This is a genomic window from Pseudomonas sp. HLG18 (assembly GCF_051903985.1).
Classification (GTDB): domain Bacteria; phylum Pseudomonadota; class Gammaproteobacteria; order Pseudomonadales; family Pseudomonadaceae; genus Aquipseudomonas; species Aquipseudomonas fluorescens_BT.
Map to the genome: position 1 here is coordinate 5652874 of NZ_CP195831.1, position 23432 is coordinate 5676305.

A 23432-nucleotide genomic window follows, 5' to 3' on the forward strand; every position below is an offset into this window, starting at 1 on the left:
ATGTCCGAGCATTCTGCTGGGAATGACCGGGTTAGTCGAGTTTGGCGGGCGGCGGCTCTTGCAGCGGTTTTTGCTCGCCGTTGACGGGCACGATGGTTTTGCTGTCGTCTTCGATCGGCACCAGTTTGTACTCCTGGCCGTGAAGGTTCTTCAGGTACACCTCCATCTGCCGGAACGAGATGTTGATGTGCTGTTTCTTGAACTCGCGGTTGATGAAGCGGTTGACCTCGTCGATCACCGGGTTGCGGTCACCGAGGTCGCGCACGTGCATGCGCAGCTCGTGGTCGAGGGTGCTTTCGCCGAAATTGAGGAAGTATACGTGCGGCTCGGGTTCTTTCAGCACGCGCGGATTTTCCCGGGCGGCCTTGAGCAGCAGTTCCTTGACCAGATCCAGATCCGAACCGTAATCCACGCCCAGTTTCAGCGTGACCCGGGTAATGGTGTCGGTCAGCGACCAGTTGATCAGTTGACCGGTGATGAACGTTTTGTTCGGAACAATGATGTCCTTGCGGTCGAAGTCGGTGATGGTTGTGGCGCGAATGCGGATCTTGCTCACCGTGCCCGACAGGTTGCCGATGGTGATGGTGTCGCCGATCCGCACCGGGCGTTCGAACAGGATCATGATGCCGGAGATGAAGTTCGCGAAGATCTCCTGCATGCCGAAGCCGAGACCCACCGACAGCGCCGCCACCAGCCATTGCAACTTGTCCCAGCTCACACCGAGTGTCGACAGGGTCGAGACGAAACCGACCCCGGCGATCACGTAGGACAGCAACGTGGTCGTCGCGTAGGCACTGCCCTGGGCCAGATTGAGTTTCGACAGCACGAACACTTCCAGCAGGCCCGGCAAGTTGCGTGCGAGCGCAAAGGTAATGCCGATGATGATCAACGCGCCGAGCATGTCGCCGATGCTGATCGGCACCATGCTCATGTTGGCGCCGGTGCCGCTGGTGTATTCGTAGAGGGTGATGTTGTCGAGGTACGAGAACACCGAGATCAGGTCCGACCAGACCCAGTAAAGCGCCGCGATGAAGCCGCCGAGCAGTGCCAGACGGATCAGGCGCAGGGACTGTTCGTTGACCTTTTCGATGTCCAGGGTCGGTTCTTCGATCACCGCCTCGCCGTCGCCGGCCTCTTTCGCTGCCTGACGTTTGGCCAGGGCGCGCTGGTAGGCCAGACGTCGAGCCGCAACGGCCAGGCCACGAACGAAAGTGGCTTCGATCACCAGCCAGAACATCAGCAGGTACAGCGTGTTGATCAAGCGGTCGCTGAGTTTCAGCGCGGTGTAGTAGTAACCGAAGCACACCGCGACGAACAGGGCGATGGGCAGCAGCGTGAACATGATCCCCACGGCCTTGCGGAACAGCGAGGCGTTTTCGTGAGTCGGGCTGCTGATCAGCAGGCGACTGAGCAGCCATGCCATCAGGGCGTAGCAGGTCAGCACCACCGGCATGCCCAGCACGTCATCGGCCAGTGCCGCCGGTTGCAGCTCGGCAACCGCCACCACCGCCACGAGGGCCATGACCACCAGGCCGAGGCGACGCACCCAGCCCTGGAGGAATTCGACCTGCGGTTTCTCCCAGCGGAAGTGCAATTCGGCCACGCCACCCGGCGCAAGGATCCGGTAAGCGGTGTAGAACACCAGCCACGCCTGGCCCATTTGCAGCAGGGCGGCGCCCATGTTGGCGTTCTGACCCCGGGCGTCGATCTGCAGCGCCAGCCCGCACAGCGCCAGCCCCAGCGCCACCGGCATCGCCAGCAGGATGTTGATCAGGATCGCCTGCGGCGTGTGCCACTGGCTGTCGCGCTTGAAGTGGCCGATGTCCTGGTGAACCTTGTTCAGGCGTGCATACAGCTGCTTGCGACGCCACAGCAAGGCACCGATCAGCAGCGCCAGTGGCAGGAACAGCAACGGGCGCTGGGTCAGACCGTCGGTCAGTTCACTGAAGCTCGACGCCATGGGCAGCGTGTCGATCTGGCGCTTGAGGCGTTCTGGCACACCGCGTATCCACTCGGCGTCCAGCGGCTTGTTGCTGGGAATCCAGAACATCTGTTCATCGAGGGTTGCGCGCAGGCTTTGCGCGGTGCTCAGCAGTTGCTTCTGGTTCAGTTGCAGGGTGATCGATTCGTTGAGGACCGCGCTCAGCTCGCGGTTCAGGCGCTCGAGCAGGTCGGCGCGTGTGTTGGCCAGCTCCAGCAGACTCTTGCGCAGTTGTGGCGTGACCTGCTCCGGCGGCTGGGTGGACAGCAGGTTGTCGACGTAGGCCGCCGGGTTGCTCAGCAGTTCCCGTTGCTGGCTGACTTCGAACTGATACAGGCGAATATCGGCGATCTGGTCCGCCAGGTCACGGTCGACCTTGAGACGAGGCAGCGACTGTTTCTGTTTATAGAGAATCTTCGACAGCAGCAGGCTGCCCTTGAGCACGTTGATCTGTTCGTCGAGGGCCGAGTCGCTCTGGGTCACGCTGTCCAGTTGCTGCTTGGTCTGCAGGTTCTGCTGAGTGACTTCGTTGAGGCGGTCGGTGCTTTTGAGCAGGTAGTCCGAGAGTTTGAGGTTGGCCGCACTTTCGGTGGCCAGCAGGCTGCTGCCGCCGGCCTTTTGCGCTTCGATGGACTGCTGGGTGACGGTCTCCTGAGACTGGGCCAGGCGCTTCTGGTTGATCAGGGTTTGCAGTTCCTGAATCTCATGGTCCAGGCGATCGGATTTTTCCGTGAGCAGGTCATGCTGGCTGTTGCCCAGGTCCTGCAACTGATTATTGCCGGCCAGTTCCTGACGGCGCAGCGGGATCAGTGCATTGAGCGCTGCCAGCTCGGCGTTGAGCAGGTCGCGTTGTTCGGCGCTCAGGGTCTTGCCGCTGTCCTTGCCGGTCTTGAGGATGCTGTTGATCTGCTGGATGCGCGTCTGGCTGGTGGAAATTTCGGCCTGGGCACGCTCCGGGCGGGTCTGGGCAGTGATGATCAGACTGTTGGCGTCCGCCAGCGCTTTTTGCAGGTCGCTTTGCTGGGTCGAGCGCTCGGTGAGCATCTGTTCCAGCTGCTGGATGTTTTCCTTGGTAAAACGCTGCGCCACCGGCACCGCAGGGGTGGCTTTGAGTCGCGTCAGTTCACGTGTGTTCTCGATGGTCTGTCTCGGCGCGGTGGCCAGTTGTTGCTTGAGATCGACCAGTTTCTGCTCGTAGTCACGCTTGTTGTTGAGCTGGTTCAGCGTGTTTTGCAGGATCGTCTGCAGGGTCTTTTTATCGGCCTCGGGCAGTTTGCTGTCGGCGATCTTGTCCAGATTGGCCTGTACGGCGTCGCTGGACGGCGGTTCGGCGGCCTGCAGTGGGCCGACAGTGAGACTCAGGCCCAGCAGGGCCGCGACGAAAAAGGAGCGCAGGGTAGGCATAGAGACCGGTCAAGCAAGTGAGAGTGGACGCAGTTTAGAGGAAGAGCCCGGGGCCCGGGCGACTTCCTTCGGGGAATCTGACGCCCACTTTGGCGATCTTGTTCCCGTCCATGACCGCAACCGTCCAGTGGGTGTTGTTCCACTCCACCTGGTCGCCAACGATCGGCGCACCGCCGACTTTCTGGGCGATGAAGTGGCCCAGGGTCATGTCCGGATCGATGCCATCGGCCGACAGGCCGTAAAGGGCGGCAACCGCTTTGAGCTGGGCGTCTCCTTCGAGCACGAAGTCGCCGAAGAAGCGCAGATCGAGGCCGCGCTGCGGCGCCTGGCTGAAGAGCTTTCCGAGGGCCGGAAGGTTGTGTTCATGGCCGATAACACACAGCAAATCATCGACTTCCAGCACCGTACTACCCGACGGATGGAGCAGTTGCTGACCACGAAACAGGGCCGCGATACGCGTGCCTTCGGGCATTTTCAGCTCGCGCAGGGGCGAACCGATGCACCATTTCTCCGCACCGAGCTTGTAAACGAACAGCTCCCATTCGCTGGTGATGTGCACTTCCAGGGCCGAGCGGGAGATCGGCGCCGGCTCCGGCGGCACCGTCACCTTGAGCAGTCTGGCCACCCACGGCAGACTCGTGCCCTGCACCAGCAGCGACACCAGCACGATGAAGAACGCGAGGTTGAAGTACAGCTGCGCATTCGGCAGCCCGGCCATCAACGGGAACACCGCCAGAATGATCGGTACTGCGCCACGCAGGCCGACCCAGGAAATGAAGGCCTTCTCGCGACCATGGAAAGCCTTGAACGGCAGCAGCCCGACCACCACCGACAGCGGCCGCGCGAACAGAATCATCCACAGCGCCAGACCCAGAGCAGGCAAGGCGATCGGCAGCAGGTCATGCGGAGTGACCAGCAGCCCCAGCACCAGGAACATGCCGATCTGCGCCAGCCACGCCATGCCGTCGAGCATGTGCAGGATGCCGTGGCGACTGCGCACCGGACGGTTGCCGATCACCAGACCACACAAGTAGACGGCAAGGAAGCCGCTGCCGTGCAGGGCGTTGGTCAGGGCGAACACCACCAGACCACCAGCGATTACCAGGATCGGATAAAGGCCGGTGGCGAGGTTGATCCGGTTGACCAGTTGCAGCATCAGCCAGCCGCCGCCGAGGCCGATCACGCCACCGATGCCGAACTCGCGGATCAGGTGGGTCAGCAGGCTCCAGTGCAGGCCGGTCTGGCCGCTGGCGAGCATGTCGATCAAGGTCACGGTGAGGAACACCGCCATCGGGTCGTTGCTGCCGGATTCGATTTCCAGGCTGGCGGTTACCCGTTCGTTCAGGCCCTTGCCGCCGAGCAGCGAGAACACCGCCGCGGCGTCCGTGGAGCCGACGATGGCGCCGATCAGCAGGCCTTGAATCAGGTTGAGGTCGAACAGCCAGGCGGCGGCCATGCCGGTGAGGCCGGTGGTGATAAGGACGCCCACCGTGGCCAGCGACAAGGCCGGCCACAGGGCCACGCGGAAACTGGACACCCGGGTGCGCAAGCCGCCGTCGAGCAGGATCACCGCCAGTGCGAGGTTGCCGACCAGATAGGCCGTCGGGTAGTTATCGAAAATGATGCCGCCACCATCGACCCCGGCAGTCATGCCGACTGCGAGGATGATCACCAGAATCGGGATGCCGAGACGCGACGAAAGGGAACTGACAAGAATGCTTGCACCTACCAGCAACGCGCCGATCAAGAACAGGCTGTTGATGGTCGTCGCATTCAAAGGCAGTACTCCAGAAGCGGAAAGACGGGCACAAACTGACCATGCAGTCTGCGTGCCAGCGATTCTAACCTGTTGAAATGTGATGCTGTCAAAAAGGTTTTTGCGGCGGAGTCATTAGCGGTTGTGCCTGGCTTCAGACCGCTGCCCTCACCCTAACCCTCTCCCGGAGGGAGAGGGGACTGATCGCGGCGTTTATGCGAGTTGCACCGACTTGCAATTGCGAGTCGAACTCACGATCTGAAAAGCCCCCCGATCTGCTCCCTTCCCCCTCGCCCCCTTGGGGGCGGTCCGACGTTTCGGGAGGGCTGGGGTGAGGGGGTAGCTTTTGATCTTGATCTCAAAATTACAGGCTGAACCGCCCAACCATATTGTTCAGATCCAGCGCCAGGCGCGACAGCTCGTTGCTCGCCGCACTGGTCTGATTCGCGCCGGTTGCCGATTGCACCGACAGATCGCGGATGTTCACCAGGTTGCGGTCCACTTCCCGCGCCACCTGCGCCTGCTCTTCGGCGGCGCTGGCGATCACCAGGTTGCGCTCGTTGATCTCGACGATGGCGGTGTTGATGGTGTCCAGCGACAGACCGGCGCCACGGGCGATGTTCAATGTCGACTCGGCACGCTCGGTGCTGTTGCGCATCGAGTCCACGGCGTGTTCGGTGCCGCTCTGAATGCTGCCGATCATGCGTTCGATTTCGCTGGTCGACTGCTGGGTGCGGTGCGCCAAGGCACGGACTTCGTCGGCCACCACGGCAAAACCACGGCCGGCTTCACCGGCGCGGGCCGCTTCAATTGCAGCGTTGAGGGCCAGCAGGTTGGTCTGGTCAGCCAGGCCGCGAATCACGTCCAGCACTTTGCCGATGTCGCGGGATTCGTTGGCCAGATCGCCGATCAGGGTCGCGGTGCTCTGCACGTCGGCGCTCATGCGTTCGATGGCGCTGACGGTTTCCTGCACCAGATCGCGACCGTCGCCGGCGGAGGTGGTGGCGTTCTTCGAGGCTTCCGAGGTGCTGACTGCGTTACGCGCAACTTCTTCCACGGCGCTGGTCATCTCGTTGACCGCGGTGGCGGCCTGTTCGATTTCGTTGTTCTGCTGGGTCAGGCCACGGGCGCTCTCGTCGGTGACGCTGTTCAGCTCTTCAGCGGCGGAGGCCAGTTGAGTCGCCGAGCCGGAAATCCGCTGCAGAGTGTCGCGCAGCTTCGATTGCATCTTGGCCATGGCCGCCAGCAGGCGCCCGGCTTCGTCGGTGCCGTCGACGTGGATCGGCTGGGTCAGGTTGCCTTCGGCGATGGTTTCCGCCGCATCCAGTGCCTTGGCGATCGGCTTGGTGATGCTGGCGGTCAGCAACCAGGCGAACAGGAAGGTCAGGCCGGTGGCGATCACCAGCAGGGTTACCACCAGATTGAAGGCCGAGGAATACTGGTCGGCGGCCTGCTGGTTGGTTTCGCTGATCTGCTGGCCGTTGATCTGCATCAAGCGGTTGAGCACGGTGTTCATCGCTTCGGAGTTGTCGAGCAACTGGGTGTTCAGCAGGTTGCGCAGCTCATCGAACTGATTGTTGCGCGACAGGTTTTTCATCCGGTCTTCGATCTGGCGGTACTGGCCCAGCAACTGCACGTATTGGTCGTAGGCCGCACGCTCTTCGGGGCTGCCGATCAGCGGCTCGTAATCGGTCTGGGCCTTGCGGATCTGCTGGTTGCGCATCTCCAGCAGCTCGATGGTTTTCTGCTGGACGTCCGGCTCGCGGTTCACCAGCAAACGGTACGACAGCACCCGCAGACGCAAGGTCAGCTGGGTGAATTCGTCAAGGTTTTTGATGCTTGGCACGCTGCTGGAGGAAATGTCCTCGGCGGCGCCGCGGATTTTGCTCATCTGGTTCAGGGCGAACACGCCGAGAATCAGCATCAGGCCGCCGATCAGGGCGAAGCCGGTGAACGCCCGGGGGGCGATATTCATATTGCGAAGGGACATGGGGGCGTATACCAGGAAGGGCCGCATCCATGCGGGCTGAGACTGCTGTTGGATGACTTATCGGTCATACGACTAAAGTCTTGAGGCGGTGCGCGTATTTGTCGCATGAGGGGGCGGGCGACGAAGTGCAGGAACCAGATCGGCAGATCACAGTCTCTAAGACTCGCAAGAACGGTCGAGCCGCCAGGAAAATCAAGGCCTTGCGCCGGTTTAACCCTGGCGTCAACGACGACTTTTCTTTATCGTACGCGCCCTTTGAAAAAGCCCTGGAAGATCAAAATGTTGGAAGCATCCCTCAGCCAATTGGAACAGCTCGTCAGCGACCTGGTGCAACAGAACCAGACCCTGTCGGAAACCAACCAGACCCTGTCCATGGAACTGGCCCAGGCCAAGGATGAAAACGAAAGCCTGCAACTGAGCCTGATGGAACAGGAAGAAAAGCACGGCGCCACTGCCGCGCGCATCCAGGCCCTGGTTGATCGCGTCAACGCAGGTCCTGTCAGCGCATGAACCACGGTACCGCAGGGGTAAAGGTCATCTCCATCATGGGGGAGGACTATTCGATCAAGGCACCGGCCGGGGAAGAACAGACCCTGCTGGACGCCGCATTGATGCTCAAGGCCGCACTGGCCGACACCAAGAAGAAATACCCGACCCTGATCGGCGACCGCCTGCTGGTGCTGGCGGCGATGAATCTGTGCTCGCAGCAGATTGAAATGAAGAAGCAGCATCAGGAAGAACTCGAGCGTTACCAAGAGCAAGTCAGCGCCACGGTCGAGACCATCGCCAAGACCATCAATCAGGGTTGATGGGTTGCGCACAACCAAAGAATAAGATTGTCGATTGCGCTGTATACAATCGGCACGGCTGTTGCAGTGTTTCAGCCTCTTATTCTTTGGGGGTGCTCCATGCAGTTCTGGCGTCGCAGTATTCAATGGCAGCTGATCCTCGGTATGGGCACCGCCCTGCTGGTCAGCATTCTGATCGTGGTTGGCATTTATACCCTGGTGGTCAACCGCCTCGCCCAGAGCTATCTGGTCGAACAGGCCCTGCCGTCGAGCATCGAAGCGACGCGCAACGACATCGAACGAATCCTCGTTCAACCCCTGACCGCCGCCAAAGACATCGCCAGCAACACCATGGTCCGCGACTGGCTGGCCGATGGTGAGGACTCCGCCAAAACGGCGGGCTTCGCGCAGTATCTGGAAGGCATCCGCGCCGAACACAAGGCGTTTACCGCGCTGATCATCGGCACCGAATCCAATCACTACATCACCGAAAAAGGCCTGGATCGGACCCTCAGTCGCGACAAACCGGCCGATGCGTGGTTTTACTCGTTTCTCGACAATAACCAGTCGCGAACCTTGAACATCGACAACGACGGGGCCACCGGAGAGCTGGCGCTGTTCATCGACCTGAAAGTCGAGCAGGCCGGCAAAGTGGTCGGTGTCGCGGGGCTCGGGCTGAGCATGAAAGAGCTGTCGGAGCTGATTCACAACTTCAGCTTCGGCGAGCGCGGGAAGGTCTATCTTGTGCGTTCCGACGGATTGATCCAGGTCCATCCCGAGGCGCAGTTCAGCGGTAAGCGCACCTTGAGCGAGCAGATCGGTGGCTCGGCAGCACAAGCGGTCATGGGCCATAAAGTCGCCGCCAACAGCAGCTTCCAGCGCGACGGCGAAGACTTCCTCGCCTTCAGCCTGCCTTTGCGCGACCTCGGCTGGACCCTGGTGGCCGAAGTGCCACAGTCGCAGATCTACGCCGAAGCTCGCCGGGCGATGTGGATGAGCAGCGGCATTGGTCTGGCGGTGGCGCTGGTTTGCCTGGCGCTGGTGATCTGGCTGGCCCAAGGGTTGGTAAGGCCGATTCGTCAGGTAACAGCTGCACTGGTAGCAATCGGTAGCGGTGGTGGAGATTTGACTCACCGGTTAGATTCCAGCCGCGCCGATGAACTGGGCGACCTCGCTCGGGGCTTCAACCGTTTCCTCGACAGCCAGCGCGGGATGATCGGCGAGGTACTGACCACCAGCGAGCGCCTGCGTGTCGCTGTGGGTCAGGTGGCCAGGGTTGTGGATAACACCGCCGAACGCTCCGGCCGGCAGCAGGAAATGACCGACATGGTTGCCACCGCCGTCCACGAAATGGGCCTGACCGTGCAGGAAATCGCCCAGAACGCCGGCAACGCCGCACTTGCCTCGCAAACCGCCCGCGATGAGGCGATGCAGGCGCGGGAAGTGGTCGGCGGCTCGATTCGCCATATAGAAAGCATGTCCGATGAAATCGGCGTTGCCGCTGGCGCGGTGGGTGAGCTGGCGCATCAGGTGGCGTCGATCGATCAAGTGCTGGCGGTGATTCGCGGGGTGTCCGAGCAGACCAACCTGTTGGCGTTGAATGCGGCGATTGAAGCGGCGCGGGCCGGGGACATGGGGCGTGGTTTTGCGGTGGTGGCCGATGAAGTGCGCACCTTGGCGCGCCGCACCCAGGCTTCAACCGACGAGATCCAGCAGATGATCGGCAGCCTCAAGCAGGGCGCGGAGAATGCGGTGTCTTCGATGCGCACCGGGCAGGCCGCGACGGGGACTGGGGTTGAGTCGAGCCAGCGTACCGGGGCTTCTTTGACTGCGATTACCGGGCAGGTCGAGCGCATCAGTGACATGAACCATCAGGTGGCGACGGCGACCGAGGAGCAGTCAGCGGTGACCGAGGAGATCAACCGTAACGTACAGGGGATTTCCGATCTGGCCCGGGCGACGGCGGGGGAGGTTCGGGCGTGTCGTGAGGATTGCCAGATGTTGCAGCGGCTGGCGGATGACCTGGCGCGGCAGATGGGTGGGTTCAAGTTGAGTTGAGTGCTGGATCTGAAAAGCCCCTCACCCTAGCCCTCTCCCGGAGGGAGAGGGGACGGATAGGGGGATATTGAAGAGGTTCACCGACTTGAAATATCGGTTTTGAATCCATAATCGACTCGGTCGTTCAGGTCGATGTTTAGCGCAAGACAACTCGGTCGGCCCCCTCTCCCTTTGGGAGAGGGCTGGGGTGAGGGCCGGGTTTCACTCGGTCAATGATCAGAACCATGCGTCCTGCATTGCCAGACACGTATCATCCCGCGCCTCCAGCAACGCCAGCTCATGCTGACACCCCGGCACTTCCCACGTCAGGAAATACCGCGCCGCCTGCAACTTGCCCTTATAGAAGTCGACATCCGCCGCATTCCCCTTGGCCAAACCTTCCTCCGCCCTAATCGCCTGCTCCAGCCAGCGCCAGCCAATCACCGCATGCCCGAACACTTTCAGGTACAGCGCCGAATTCGCCAGACTGCTGTTGACCTTGCCCTGTGCCAGATCGGTCAGCAGACCGATGGTCACTGTCTGCAGGCGTGCGACCAGTTTCTCCAGCGGTTCACGCAGTGCGGTCAACGACTCGAACGCCACTGCACGCTCGGCGGTGTCGGCGATCAGGCGAATCAGCTGCTTGAGCCCGGCGCCACCGTTCTGCGCCAGTTTGCGTCCCAGCAAGTCCAGCGACTGAATGCCGTGGGTGCCTTCGTGGATCGGGTTCAGGCGGTTGTCGCGGTAGTACTGCTCCACCGGGTACTCGCGGGTGTAACCGTGGCCGCCGAGAATCTGGATCGCCAGTTCGTTGGCCTTCAGGCAGAACTCCGACGGCCAGGATTTGACGATCGGGGTCAGCAAGTCCAGCAGTTCGTGGGCCTGTTTGCGCTCCGCTTCGGACTCAAGCGTGGTGGTGTCATCGAACAGTCGCGCCGCATACAGGCCGAGATCGAACGCCCCTTCAACGTAGGACTTCTGCGTCAGCAGCATGCGTCTGACATCCGCGTGCTGGATGATCGCCACCGGTGCCGTCGTCGGGTCCTTGCTGTCCGGCACCCGGCCCTGTGGACGCTCGCGAGCGTACTCCAGCGAGTACAGGTAACCGGCGTAACCGAGCATCACCGCGCCCATGCCGACGCCAATCCGCGCCTCATTCATCATCTGGAACATGTAGCTCAAACCGTGGTGCGGCTTGCCCACCAGATAGCCGACGCACTCGCCGTTATCGCCGAAATTCAGCGCTGTGGACGTCGTCCCGCGCCAGCCCATCTTGTGGAACAGCCCGGCCAGCAGCACGTCGTTGCGCTTGCCGAGGCTGCCGTCATCGTTGACCAGAAACTTGGGTACGATAAACAGCGAAATACCCTTCACCCCGGCCGGCGCGTCCGGCAGCTTGGCCAGCACCATGTGCACGATGTTTTCCGAGAGCGGGTGATCGCCGCCGGAAATGAAGATCTTGTTGCCCTTGAGGCGATAAGTGCCGTCGGACGCCGGTTCTGCGCGTGTACGAATATCCGACAGCGACGAACCGGCATGAGGTTCGGTCAGGGCCATGGTGCCGAAGAAGCGGCCGTCGATCATCGGTTGCAGGAAGCGCTGTTTCTGCTCTTCGGTGCCGAAGCTTTCGATCAGATTGGCCGCACCCATGGTCAGGAACGGATACGACGTCGAAGCCGCGTTCGCCGACTGGAAGTGGGCGAAGCAGGCCTGGGACAACAGCGTAGGAAGTTGCATGCCGCCGGTGTCGAAACTGCGCGCCGCGTTGAGGAATCCGGCTTCGAGGAAGGCATCCACCGCCGGTTTCACCTCGGGAATCAGAATTGCCTGACCGTTCTCGTAGCGCGGCTCGTTCTCGTCGCCCTTGCGGTTGTGCGGCGCGAAGTACTTCTCGGCGATGTTGCGCGCCGTGCCGATGGCGGCATCGAAGGTTTCGCGGTTGTGCTCGGCAAACCGCTCGCGCCGGGTCAGGCCCTCGGCATCGAGGACTTCGTACAGCTCGAAAGCCAGATTGCGGGAACTGAGCAGCGTCTCGGACATGGCGGCCTACCTTTTTTTGGAATGGGCCGAGTCTAGGCGTGCGAATAAAGGCTGAACAGGAAGATTGATAACGGTGATGGAGAGGCCAAAAAAATGGGCGCCGGTGAGGGCGCCCATTTTCAGGTGGCTGGCAGAGTCGCTGATTAACCGATGGTCATCAGGCTGGCGTTACCACCCGCCGCTGCGGTGTTGACGCTCAACGCACGCTCGATCACCAGGCGCTCCAGCGCAATGTTGGTCTCGCCCTGGGACAGGCCCTGAACCCCGACAATGGCGCCGGCACGCGTGGCGATCTGCTGGCAGACCGCACGCAACTGGTCGGAATGGCCGTGATGCAGAACCGCATCGAACACCACGTCGTCCTTGTTCCAGTCGGAAACCAGTTTGATCCGCGCCTGAATTTCCTTTGGCAGGCGTGCGAACAATGCCTTGCTGGTGTCGGATTCCGGCCAGACTGCCGAACCGCCTACCGCCAGTACTGCAGCGAGTTGGGTCAGCAGATCACCTTCGATGTCCGCCAGGCACAGCACGTGCTCGCGCGGCAGGATCGCGTAGCTGTTCTTCTCGCCGGTCGGGCCGGCCAGTACGCGGGTGATACCGCTTTGCGACTGCGCTGCGTACTGCACGCACAGGGTGCTCAGGTCGGCGAACTTGTTGCTGTCGGCCCAGGCTTTCAGGGCGGTCAGCGGTTTGCTCATGGCGTCGCGCAGACGAACGTCCGGTGCTGCGGCAGCATCACCGCGAGCGAAGGATTGTTCGATGGCATCGGCAGGACGCGTCGACAGCAGACGGTACAGGTACAGCGGGCCACCGGCCTTCGGACCGGTACCCGACAGGCCTTCGCCACCAAACGGCTGGACGCCGACCACCGCGCCGACGATGTTGCGGTTGACGTAGACGTTACCGGCATTGACGTTGTCGATCACCTTGGCGATGGTCTCGTCGATGCGGGTGTGCACGCCGAGGGTCAGGCCATAACCGGAGGCGTTGATCTGGGCGATCAACTGGTCGATCTCTTTACGCTTGTAGCGCACCACGTGCAGCACCGGGCCGAAGATCTCGCGTTGCAGTTCGTCGAAGCTTTCCAGTTCGATCAGGGTCGGCATGACGAAGGTGCCGCGTTTGATTTCCTCGGCATCGGCAATGGCCACCTGGTACACGTTGCGACCTTTGTCGCGCATGCCCTGGATGTGCTTCTCGATACCGGCCTTGGCTTCGGCGTCGATTACCGGGCCAATGTCTACGGACAGACGCTCCGGGTTGCCGAGACGGCTTTCAGCCATCGCGCCCTTGAGCATTTCGATGACGCGATCAGCGGAATCTTCCTGCAAGCACAGGACACGCAGGGCCGAGCAACGCTGACCGGCGCTGTCGAAAGCCGACGACACCACGTCAATCACTACTTGTTCGGTCAGGGCCGAAGAGTCGACGATCATCGCGTTCTGGCCACCGGTTTCGGCGATCAGCGGAATCGGACGGCCCTGGTTGTCGAGGCGACCGGCGATGTTGCGTTGCAACAGGCGGGCTACTTCGGTGGAACCGGTGAACATCACGCCCTTGACGCGCTCATCGCCCACCAGACCGGCGCCGACGGTTTCACCGCGACCCGGCAGCAGTTGCAGCACGCCTTCCGGAATCCCGGCTTCGAGCAACAGACGCACGGCTTGTGCGGCGACCAGCGGAGTCTGTTCGGCCGGTTTGGCCAGTACCGGGTTACCGGCGGCCAGTGCGGCGGCGACTTGACCGCTGAAGATGGCCAGCGGGAAGTTCCACGGGCTGATGCACACCACCGGACCCAGTGGGCGGTGAGCGTCGTTGCTGAAATCGTTGCGCGCCTGCACCGCGTAGTAACGCAGGAAGTCGACGGCTTCGCGGACTTCGGCGATGGCGTTGGCGAAGGTCTTGCCGGCTTCGCGAGCCAGCAGGCCCATCAGCGGCTGGATCTCGCCTTCCATCAGGTCAGCGGCGCGTTCCAGAATCGCCGCACGTTCGGCGGGCGGGGTGGCCTGCCAGATCGGTGCGGCGTTCAGGGCGCATTGAATGGCGTTGTCGACGTCTTCGACCGTGGCTTCCTGCACATGGCCGACCACGTCACGCAGATCGGACGGGTTCAGCACCGGTGCCGGCGCTTCGTTGCTGGAGGCGCAACCGAGCATCGGCGCGGCTTTCCAGTTGTTGTGCGCGGTGGCCAGCAGGGCGCAGGACAGCGACGCCAGACGATGTTCGTTGGCCATGTCGATGCCGGCAGAGTTGGCGCGCTCGGAGCCATACAGGTCACGCGGCAGCGGGATGCGCGGGTGCGGCAGGCCGAAGCCACCCTCCACGGTCGCCATCTGCTCGATCTGTGCCACCGGATCGGCCACCAGCTCCTGAATCGAAATCGACTGGTCGGCGATACGGTTGACGAACGAGGTGTTGGCGCCGTTTTCCAGCAGACGACGTACCAGATACGCCAGCAGGGTCTCGTGGGTGCCGACCGGAGCGTACACGCGGCACGGACGGTTCAGCTTGCCTTCGGAAACCTTGCCTACAACCTGCTCGTACAACGGTTCGCCCATGCCGTGCAGGCACTGGAATTCGTACTGGCCCGGGTAATAGTTCTGACCGGCAATGTGATAAATCGCCGACAGGGTGTGGGCGTTGTGCGTGGCGAACTGCGGGTAGATGACTTCCGGTACCGACAGCAGTTTGCGGGCGCAGGCGATGTAGGAAACGTCGGTGTACACCTTGCGGGTGTAGACCGGATAGCCTTCCAGGCCTTCGACCTGGGCGCGCTTGATTTCGCTGTCCCAGTACGCGCCTTTCACCAGACGGATCATCAGGCGATGACGGCTGCGGCGCGCCAGGTCGATCACGTAGTCGATCACGTACGGGCAACGCTTCTGGTAGGCCTGGATCACGAAACCGATGCCGTTCCAGCCAGTCAGTTGCGGCTCGAAGCACAGGCGCTCGAGCAGATCCAGCGACAGCTCCAGGCGGTCGGCTTCTTCGGCGTCGATGTTCAGGCCGATGTCGTATTGCTTGGCCAGCAGGGTCAGCGACAGCAGGCGCGGGTACAGCTCGTCCATCACGCGCTCGTACTGGGCGCGGCTGTAACGCGGGTGCAGGGCTGACAGCTTGATCGAGATGCCCGGGCCTTCATAAATCCCACGGCCATGGGACGCTTTACCGATCGAGTGAATGGCTTGTTCGTACGAGGCCAGGTACTTCTGGGCGTCGTGTTCGGTCAGCGCCGCTTCACCGAGCATGTCGTAGGAATAGCGGAAGCCCTTGGCTTCGAACTTGCTCGCATTGGCCAAGGCTTCGGCGATGGTTTCGCCGGTCACGAACTGCTCGCCCATCAGGCGCATGGCCATGTCGACGCCCTTGCGGATCATCGGTTCGCCGCTCTTGCCGATGATGCGGCTCAGGGACGAAGTCAGGCCGGCTTCGTTGTGGGTCGACACCAGTTTGCCGGTCAGCAGCAGGCCCCAGGTCGCGGCGTTGACGAACAGCGACGGGCTGTTGCCCAGGTGTGGCTGCCAGTTGCCGGTGCTGATCTTGTCGCGGATCAGCGCATCGCGAGTGCCCTTGTCCGGGATACGCAGCAGCGCTTCGGCCAGGCACATCAGCGCCACGCCTTCCTGGGACGACAGGGAAAATTCCTGCAACAGACCCTGAACAATGCCTGCACGACCGCCGGCACTCTTCTGGTTACGCAGTTTTTCCGCGATGGTTGCGGCGAGTTTGTTGGTGGCTTCGGCCATCGGTGCCGGCAGGCGAGCCTGCTCGATCAGCATCGGCACGACTTCCGGCTCAGGGCGGCGGTAAGCGGCGGTGATCGAAGCGCGCAGCACCGATTGCGGCAGGATGCTTTCGGCGAATTCGAGGAAGCATTGGTGAGCGTGATCGGTGTGGACTTCGCCCGCGTCGTCGGCGTCCTTGGCGGTCAAACCGTTCAGCTCAGTCAGGGTTGCACCACCCTCGAGTTTTTCCAGGTAATTGAAAATTGCCTGCTTGATCAGCCAGTGCGGTGTGCGATCAATCGAGGTTGCGGCGGCCTTCAGGCGCTCGCGGGTCGGGTCGTCAAGTTTGACCCCAAGGGTGGTGGTAGCCATATTTTTATCCTCATAGGTGCCGCAGTTGCGCGACAACAGCTGGCGGCAAGATTAGCTGCGAGCTGAAAGAGGTGCAACCGGGTGCAACCCTTTTTTTGTCGGAATATTCGGCAGCTTGTCAGGAATAAATTTCAGCTTTTCGATGGCCGCTCTAGATCGGTGCTTTCAAGGCAGATGAACGGGTGTTAATGCACCGGAGTCGCGCAAAATCGGCAGTTTTCGGTGGAAAATCCGACGCAGGTGCAACTAATTCCCAAGAAACTGGTTGCACCTCTTTTGCTTTGTTGCATAGGATTCGCGCCCAAGGTGCAACCGGGAAAAACCGGTTTACCGGCCAATGGCTTTCCTGGGGAAACATTGGTCATAAATGCGCGGCCGTGCGAATCGTCTGTCAGACGTCAGTCTGTAAACGGTGCAACTGCCGCCGCTACATAAAAACAAAGCCAGGGCACGTACGTAATGAGCGCAAGCAATCCAACCCTGATCACGTTCGTGATCTACATCGCAGCAATGGTGCTGATCGGCTTCATGGCCTATCGCTCCACCAACAACCTTTCCGACTATATTCTGGGCGGCCGCAGCCTGGGCAGCGTGGTGACCGCATTGTCCGCCGGCGCTTCCGACATGAGCGGCTGGCTGCTGATGGGCCTGCCGGGCGCCATCTACATGTCCGGTCTGTCCGAAAGCTGGATCGCCATCGGCCTGATCGTCGGTGCCTACCTGAACTGGCTGTTCGTTGCCGGTCGCCTGCGTGTTCAAACCGAACACAACGGTGACGCGCTGACCCTGCCGGACTACTTCTCCAGCCGTTTCGAAGACAAAAGCGGTCTGCTGCGTATCATTTCGGCAGTCGTGATTCTGGTGTTCTTCACCATCTACTGCGCTTCCGGCATCGTGGCCGGCGCCCGTCTGTTCGAAAGCACCTTCGGCATGTCCTACGAGACCGCGCTGTGGGCCGGTGCTGCGGCGACGATTGCCTACACCTTCGTCGGCGGTTTCCTCGCGGTGAGCTGGACCGATACTGTACAAGCCACCCTGATGATCTTCGCCCTGCTGCTGACGCCGATCATCGTGCTGCTGGCCACCGGCGGTGTGGACACCACGTTCCTGGCCATCGAAGCACAGGACCCAAGCAACTTCGACATGCTCAAGGGCACCACCTTCATCGGCATCATTTCGCTGATGGGCTGGGGATTGGGCTACTTCGGCCAGCCGCACATTCTGGCGCGCTTCATGGCCGCTGATTCGGTGAAGTCGATCGCCAACGCCCGTCGCATCTCCATGACCTGGATGATCCTGTGCCTGGGTGGCACCGTGGCCGTGGGCTTCTTCGGTATCGCCTACTTCTCGGCGCACCCGGAAGTCGCGGGTCCAGTGACCGAGAACCACGAGCGCGTGTTTATCGAACTGGCGAAGATCCTGTTCAACCCGTGGATCGCCGGTGTGCTGCTGTCGGCCATTCTGGCGGCGGTAATGAGCACCCTGAGCTGCCAGTTACTGGTGTGCTCGAGCGCCCTGACCGAAGACTTCTACAAGGCTTTCCTGCGCAAGAGCGCTTCTCAGGTTGAGCTGGTGTGGGTCGGGCGCGCCATGGTGCTGTTGGTTGCGCTGGTCGCCATTGCTCTGGCCGCCAACCCGGACAACCGTGTACTGGGTCTGGTGTCCTACGCCTGGGCCGGTTTCGGTGCAGCCTTCGGTCCTGTGGTACTGATCTCGGTGATCTGGAAGAAAATGACCCGTGACGGCGCACTGGCCGGCATCCTGGTCGGCGCAATCACCGTGATCGTGTGGAAGCACTTCGAGCTGCTGGGTCTGTACGAAATCATCCCGGGCTTCATCTTCGCCAGCCTGGCGATCTACTTCGTCAGCCTGATGGGACAGCCGAGCGCCGGCATGGTTCAGCGCTTTGAAGCGGCCGAGAAGGATTTCCATCTGAACAAGTGATGGGAATGAGCTGAGGCTCACAAGAAAACGGCCCGTTTCCTACCCGGAAGCGGGCCTTTTTTGTGCCTGCGATTTTTTTTGAAAGGAAAGTCTGTAGTCGAATGCTTTGATTTTTGAAGGGGAGATCGAAGTTTCAAGTAGGGGAAATCTGATTTTTCAGTCACCCGTCCTGCACCCCTTGCCCCTCATGCAGAATCGCCCGCCCTCATTCTGCAGAGAGACATCGGATGTTCGCGCCTGCCAATCAACCGCGTTTCACGTTGACCGTCGAAGGCGCCCAGTTTGATCTCAAAGTCCTTGAGTTCACGGGCAAGGAAGCCATCAGCCAACCCTTTCGCTTCGACCTGGAACTGGTCAGCGAGCGACCGGATCTGGATTTGGAGAGCCTGCTGCACTGTCAGGCGTTTCTGAGTTTTGATGAAGAGGGTTCCGGTATTCACGGTCAGATCTATCGGGTCGGGCAGGGGGATTCCGGCAAGCGTCTGACTCGCTATCACGTCAGTCTTGTTCCGCGCCTGGCCTATCTTGGCCACCGGATCAATCAGCGCATCTTCCAGCATCAAAGCGTGCCGCAGATCGTGACGCGGATCCTCAAGGATCACGCGATCCTGCGCGATGCCTTCGAATTTCGCCTCGGCAGCGATTACCCGCCGCGTGAGTATTGCGTGCAGTACGCCGAGAGCGATCTGGCGTTTATCCGGCGCCTGTGTGCCGAAGTCGGCATTCATTTCCATTTTCAGCACAGTCCGGACGGGCATCTGTTGGTGTTCGGCGACGATCAAACGGTGTTCCCGCGTCTGGCCGAGCCGACGCTGTACCTGCCGGGCAGCGGCATGGCTGCGGCGGCGCCGGCGATCAAGCGTTTCACCGTACGCGTTGAAACCCGCACCAGCGTGGTCACCCGACGAGATTACGACTTCACCAAACCCCGGCTGGCGCTGCAAGGTCGCGCCGAAAGCGAACAGCGCCCGGTGCTGGAGGATTACCACTTTCCCGGCCAGTTCACCGAGCGCGAAACCGGCAAGCAACTGGCCCGGCGCACGCTTGAGCGCCATGTCGCCGACTACCGTCAGGCCGAGGGGCGCAGCGATCAATCTGCCTTGGTCAGTGGACATTTCCTGCAACTGACCGAGCATCCGCGCCAGGATTTGAATGACCTCTGGCTGCTGACCTCGCTCGAACACCATGGCCGACAGCCGCAAGTGCTGGAGGAATCGGTGACCAGCGAAGGTGATGAATTCCAGGGTTACCGTAATACCTTTCTCGCCACGCCGTGGGACGTGTTCTTTCGCCCGCCGATGGGCCCGGAAAAACCACGCATGCTCGGCTATCAACCGGCCGTGGTCACTGGCCCGAAAGACAGTGAAATCCATTGCGACGAGTACGGCCGGGTCAAGGTGCAATTGGCCTGGGATCGCGACGGTGAACTCAACGAGCATTCCAGTTGCTGGCTGCGGGTTGCCAGCGGTTGGGCTCACGACCGTTATGGCAGCGTGCTGATTCCCCGGGTCGGCATGGAAGTGCTGGTGGGGTTCATCGATTCGGATGCCGACAAACCGCTGGTCATGGGTTGCCTGCCGAACGCCGCCACGCCGGTGCCGCTTGATCTGCCGGCCGACAAGACCCGCAGTATTTTCCGCAGCCAGAGCAGTCCCGGCGGTGGGGGCTACAACGAATTGCGCATCGAGGATCGCCAGGGGGCCGAGGAAATCTACCTGCGGGCCCAGCGAAACTGGACGCAGCATGTGCTGAATAATCAGCAGGTGCAGGTGGATAACCAGCGCAGCGTCGTTGTCACGGGTCTTGCCAGGCATGAACTGAAGGCCGATGAGCAGCACATCACCCACGGCCAGCGACAGACTGAAGTGAGGCAGGACGACCACCTCACGGTGACCGGCGACCGGCACATTCGCGTGAGCAATCAGGCGATCAACGCCAGTGCTCAATTCCACGTCAGCGCCGGCCAGCAGGTGGTGATCGACGGCGGGGCGAGCGCAACGATTCAGGCGGGCGGGCAGTGGATCAACATCGGCCCCGGCGGGATCTTCAGCAGCGTGCCGATTGTGGTGGGTGGTGCGCCGATGGCGGCGATGAGTGCGGCGCCGACAGTGCCGGGGTTGCCGGAAACACTGGTGGCGGCACCGGCTGCGATTCTGACTGCCGCGCAAATCATGAGCCTGAAGGGTGATGCGCCGTTCTGTGAAGAATGCGAGCGCTGCAAAGGTGGTGTCTGTGCAGCCTGATCAATGGTTGAAGGATGTGCCGCTGAAGCCGTCGGAGCAGTTGTTCGCGATTTTCAGCAGCGCCAGTGCGGCAGAGCCGCTGAAGGCCTGGCCGCTGAAAGCGCAGATGCCGAAACCGGTCTGGGCGGAAACGATCTACGCCGAGTGGGATGCGGTGATGCCCTACGTGGGAATCGTCGACGCGGACAGTGAGTTTCTGGATTGGGTGGCGACCACGGAGTCTCGCGACTGGGGTTGGCTGGTGGTTTCTTCGGCGGGGCTTGAGGTGGTGGCCGAGCACTTTCGCAGTTTGACTCAGGTGCTGATGCCGGACGGGAAAGCGGTGTTTTTCCGGTTCTGGGATGGGCGGTTTTTGTTGCCGATCCTTGAGTCGTCCGAGGTGGATGCCGGGCAATTGCTGCCGGTTCTCACGCGAGGCTTGATCAACGGTCAGGCCGTCGAGATCGGGGGTAGGGCGCAGGTCTCGGGTCGAGAGTTTCCCTGGTGGTCGGTGCCGGAAAAACAGCTGGCGCAATTCGGCGGTGATGCCCGGATCAACAACACCTTGCAGTGGTTGAGCGAGGAGCGGCCGGCGTTGTTCGAGGCGTTTCCCGCCGATGTCCTGCGCTGCAAGGTTGTCAGGTTTTTTGCGGTTTCAGCGTCGGACGAGTCGTCGGCTTCGGCTTTGCTGGACTACTTGCGGGACGAGTCAGAGTGAAATTTCCGGGCAAAGGCTTCGGACGTTTCCTGCGAGTTGCGGCGGTTTGCGTGAACTGGTGGGCGCGGTGGTGCGGGGATAGTCTTTGGCTGTCTCCGCAAGTGTGGAGAAAGGGCGTAGGAGCCCTGATTCCAGAGCAGTGCATAAGCGTCGTTGCCCGATTTGCGGCAGTCTTCGCTCGACCGTAAGATCTTTTGCGGCGGTTATGCGCGGGCACGCTTCGGCGTGGCTGAGTGCTCTGGTCTCAGTCCTCCTACCCCGCGCATGGCTGCCACCCAATCCTGTAGGAGGGAAACGGTGTGCGCCTCTTTCACTACCAGAGGATTAAACAATGAGCACGCTTCATCCAGATCCACCCTACGAGCCCTTCATCCCCCACCCCGACAACCGCCTCATGGCGCTGACCAGCAACTGCAACGACATGCCCACCCTGTTCATCGACACCCACGCCCCGCTCGACATCCTGATGGACGCCGCCAACTACCGCATCCGCGCCGTGATCCAGGTCCTGGAAAACATGTGCATGCGCGGCTCGGTCGAGTGCGACTCGGTCATCCTCAGCGACTTCGCCCAGCTCTGCGTGATTCCACTGCGTGACGGCTGCGATGTCTTGGATGTGATTGGCCGCAGGTTGCGTGACCGGCCTTAGATCCCATCCCCTCACCCTAGCCCTCTCCCCGAGGAGAGGGGACCGACCAAGGTGAATAGGTGACGTACGCCGACCTGCAACTTCGGTGGTGAACTTGGCTTGGCCAAGCCTTAGGTCGCGGTGATTTTTCAGGTCGATGCAAACCGAAAGATCACCTCGGTCAGTCCCCTCTCCCTCCGGGAGAGGGTTAGGGTGAGGGGGCTTCTCAGGATGTACCCGACAGCAAGGCCACCCACTCAGCCCTTCTCAAAGATCTTTCCAGCATCGGGTTTGAAAGGATCATTTAGTCAGGCGAGAAGATTTCAGTTTTGCAGATACCGATCCTGCGACTTGATGAAAGCGTCAAATTCCGGGGAGTTATAAATTTCCAGACAAGAATAGAAAACTATGTTTTTACCAGTCTGTTTGCTGGTCGAGGATGTTTTGAGGTAGGCGTCTGCCATGTGTTTCTCTGTCTCGGCATACGGATCATGCGTGACCTCCAGCGTGTCCTCATTCTGAACAATGGTGTGCAGGCCTTTGCCCATGAACGAGTAGGCTCCGGCGGACAGTTCAATGTCCTTTTTCATTGCGGAATGCTCTTTGAATGGCGCCAGGATGCAGTGGCTCAGGCCGTAGTTCTTGAGGTTCTGACGAGCTTGTTCAGTACGGCCTTCGCTGGCAACGATTTGGTATGAGCTGAGCAGGCACAATAGAGAGATGATCGGGCGACGCATTTGTTTTTGACTTCCTGTCGGGCTTGGTGAACGAGTGTAACTCCATAGATCGATAGCCCTCATCGGAACGCTGCCCGCCTAACCCTCCCGAAACGTCGGACCGCCCAGTGGGAGAGGGTTAGGGTGAGGGGCTTCTCAAGGATGTACCCGACAGCAAGACCACCCACTCAGCCCCCAACCCCTGACTTGCCGCCCGGTAAAAGGTAAACTTCACGGCCCTCGCAGGAGCAGCCATGAATTATCGTCACGCCTTCCATGCCGGCAATCACGCCGATGTGTTCAAACACCTGACCTTGACCCGCCTCATCGCCCTGATGTCGCGCAAGGAGCAGCCGTTTGCCTATCTCGACAGCCACGCCGGCATTGGTCTGTATGACCTGCAGGGCGATCAGGCCAACCGTACCGGCGAGTACCTGGAAGGCATCGCGCGGTTGTGGGATCAGCCGGATCTGCCGGCGTTGACCGCTGACTACATGAAAGTGCTGCACGAGATGAACCCGGATGGCCAGCTGCGCTATTACCCGGGCTCGCCGGAGCTGGCGCGGCGTCTGACCCGACCGCAGGATCGGGTGATGCTCAACGAGAAGCACCCCGAAGACGGCGTGCAGCTCAAGGAGAACATGGCCGGTGACCGTCGGGTAAAGGTGCATCTGGGTGAGGGCTGGCATGTCGCCCGCGCCATGTTGCCGGTGCAGGAGAAGCGCGCGGTGATGTTGATTGATCCGCCGTTCGAACAGCTCGATGAAATGCAGCGTTGTGCGGCGTCGATGAAAGAGGCAATCGGTCGGATGCGCCAGACTGTGGCGGCCATCTGGTATCCGGTGAAGGACCAGCGCGCACTGCGTCGTTTCTATCAGGATCTGGCCGGCACCGGTGCGCCGAAGTTGCTGCGGGTCGAGCTGCTGGTGCATCCGCTGGACACGCCGAACAGCCTGAACGGCTCCGGACTGGCGATTGCCAATCCGCCGTGGGGGCTGGAGGAGGAGTTGCGTGAGCTGCTGCCGTGGCTGTCCAAGAAACTTGGGCAAACCCAGGGTGGGTGGCAGATGGATTGGTTGATCGCCGAAAGCTGATCAGCCGTCAATCGCTC

General features: G+C 61.1%; 14 protein-coding genes and 1 pseudogene. 9 read left to right on the forward strand and 6 right to left on the reverse strand.

All coding sequences use genetic code 11. The features are described 5' to 3' along the window. Nucleotides 1-31 precede the first annotated feature (31 nt). From mscK to ACSPX5_RS26035, 3 genes are all read right to left on the reverse strand, one after another. The gene (gene mscK, locus ACSPX5_RS26025) at nt 32-3385 is read right to left on the reverse strand and encodes a mechanosensitive channel MscK (RefSeq protein WP_439820526.1); all 3354 of its coding nucleotides are present in this window, start codon (nt 3383-3385) and stop codon (nt 32-34) included. Nucleotides 3386-3419: 34 nt separating this feature from the next. After that, the gene (locus tag ACSPX5_RS26030; RefSeq protein WP_065259501.1) at nt 3420-5162 is read right to left on the reverse strand and encodes a potassium/proton antiporter; all 1743 of its coding nucleotides are present in this window, start codon (nt 5160-5162) and stop codon (nt 3420-3422) included. A gap of 343 nt (nt 5163-5505) precedes the next feature. Next, nucleotides 5506-7131, reverse strand: a complete 1626-nt coding sequence (locus ACSPX5_RS26035) for a methyl-accepting chemotaxis protein (RefSeq protein ID WP_439820527.1) — start codon at nt 7129-7131, stop codon at nt 5506-5508. Between the two features lie 279 nt (nt 7132-7410). Between ACSPX5_RS26035 and ACSPX5_RS26040 the strand changes: the two genes are divergently transcribed. From ACSPX5_RS26040 to ACSPX5_RS26055, 4 genes and pseudogenes are all read left to right on the forward strand, one after another. Then, entirely contained in the window at nt 7411-7641 is a 231-nt protein-coding gene (locus tag ACSPX5_RS26040; RefSeq protein ID WP_207867248.1) for a cell division protein ZapB, read from the forward strand. Next, complete coding sequence (locus tag ACSPX5_RS26045) at nt 7638-7940, forward strand: cell division protein ZapA (protein ID WP_064592966.1); 303 nt, start codon at nt 7638-7640, stop codon at nt 7938-7940. The genes ACSPX5_RS26040 and ACSPX5_RS26045 overlap by 4 nt, the downstream gene beginning before the upstream one ends. A 144-nt stretch (nt 7941-8084) precedes the next feature. After that, nucleotides 8085-9110: pseudogene (locus ACSPX5_RS26050) on the forward strand (cache domain-containing protein); the annotation flags it as partial. Nucleotides 9111-9245: 135 nt separating this feature from the next. Next, nucleotides 9246-9977, forward strand: coding sequence for a methyl-accepting chemotaxis protein (locus ACSPX5_RS26055; protein WP_425273009.1), 732 nt, complete (start codon nt 9246-9248; stop codon nt 9975-9977). A 216-nt stretch (nt 9978-10193) separates the two neighbouring features. On the opposite strand, the gene ACSPX5_RS26060 is transcribed toward ACSPX5_RS26055, so the two are convergent. Then, nucleotides 10194-11996: an acyl-CoA dehydrogenase gene (locus ACSPX5_RS26060; protein ID WP_439820528.1), complete on the reverse strand. Its 1803-nt coding sequence runs from the start codon at nt 11994-11996 to the stop codon at nt 10194-10196. Nucleotides 11997-12139: 143 nt separating this feature from the next. Then, a complete protein-coding gene (putA, locus tag ACSPX5_RS26065) occupies nt 12140-16093 on the reverse strand; it encodes a trifunctional transcriptional regulator/proline dehydrogenase/L-glutamate gamma-semialdehyde dehydrogenase (RefSeq protein ID WP_439820529.1) in 3954 nt (1317 codons plus the stop codon). Between the two features lie 459 nt (nt 16094-16552). Between putA and putP the strand changes: the two genes are divergently transcribed. From putP to ACSPX5_RS26085, 4 genes are all read left to right on the forward strand, one after another. Next, entirely contained in the window at nt 16553-18037 is a 1485-nt protein-coding gene (gene putP, locus ACSPX5_RS26070; RefSeq protein ID WP_169428546.1) for a sodium/proline symporter PutP, read from the forward strand. 227 nt (nt 18038-18264) lie between these two features. Next, nucleotides 18265-20280, forward strand: a complete 2016-nt coding sequence (locus tag ACSPX5_RS26075; protein ID WP_439820530.1) for a type VI secretion system Vgr family protein — start codon at nt 18265-18267, stop codon at nt 20278-20280. Further along, nucleotides 20270-20977 carry a DUF4123 domain-containing protein gene (locus tag ACSPX5_RS26080; RefSeq protein ID WP_439820531.1) on the forward strand — a complete coding sequence of 236 codons (708 nt, stop codon included), beginning with the start codon at nt 20270-20272 and terminating at the stop codon, nt 20975-20977. The genes ACSPX5_RS26075 and ACSPX5_RS26080 overlap by 11 nt, the downstream gene beginning before the upstream one ends. Nucleotides 20978-21308: 331 nt before the next feature. Beyond that, on the forward strand, nt 21309-21626 hold the full coding sequence (locus ACSPX5_RS26085) for a hypothetical protein (RefSeq protein ID WP_323161126.1): 318 nt from the start codon (nt 21309-21311) through the stop codon (nt 21624-21626). A gap of 302 nt (nt 21627-21928) precedes the next feature. Here ACSPX5_RS26085 and ACSPX5_RS26090 read toward each other — a convergent pair whose 3' ends face one another. Continuing rightward, nucleotides 21929-22342, reverse strand: coding sequence for a hypothetical protein (locus ACSPX5_RS26090; RefSeq protein ID WP_323161127.1), 414 nt, complete (start codon nt 22340-22342; stop codon nt 21929-21931). 233 nt (nt 22343-22575) lie between these two features. Between ACSPX5_RS26090 and ACSPX5_RS26095 the strand changes: the two genes are divergently transcribed. Continuing rightward, nucleotides 22576-23415, forward strand: coding sequence for a 23S rRNA (adenine(2030)-N(6))-methyltransferase RlmJ (locus ACSPX5_RS26095; protein ID WP_085746455.1), 840 nt, complete (start codon nt 22576-22578; stop codon nt 23413-23415). Nucleotides 23416-23432 lie beyond the last annotated feature (17 nt).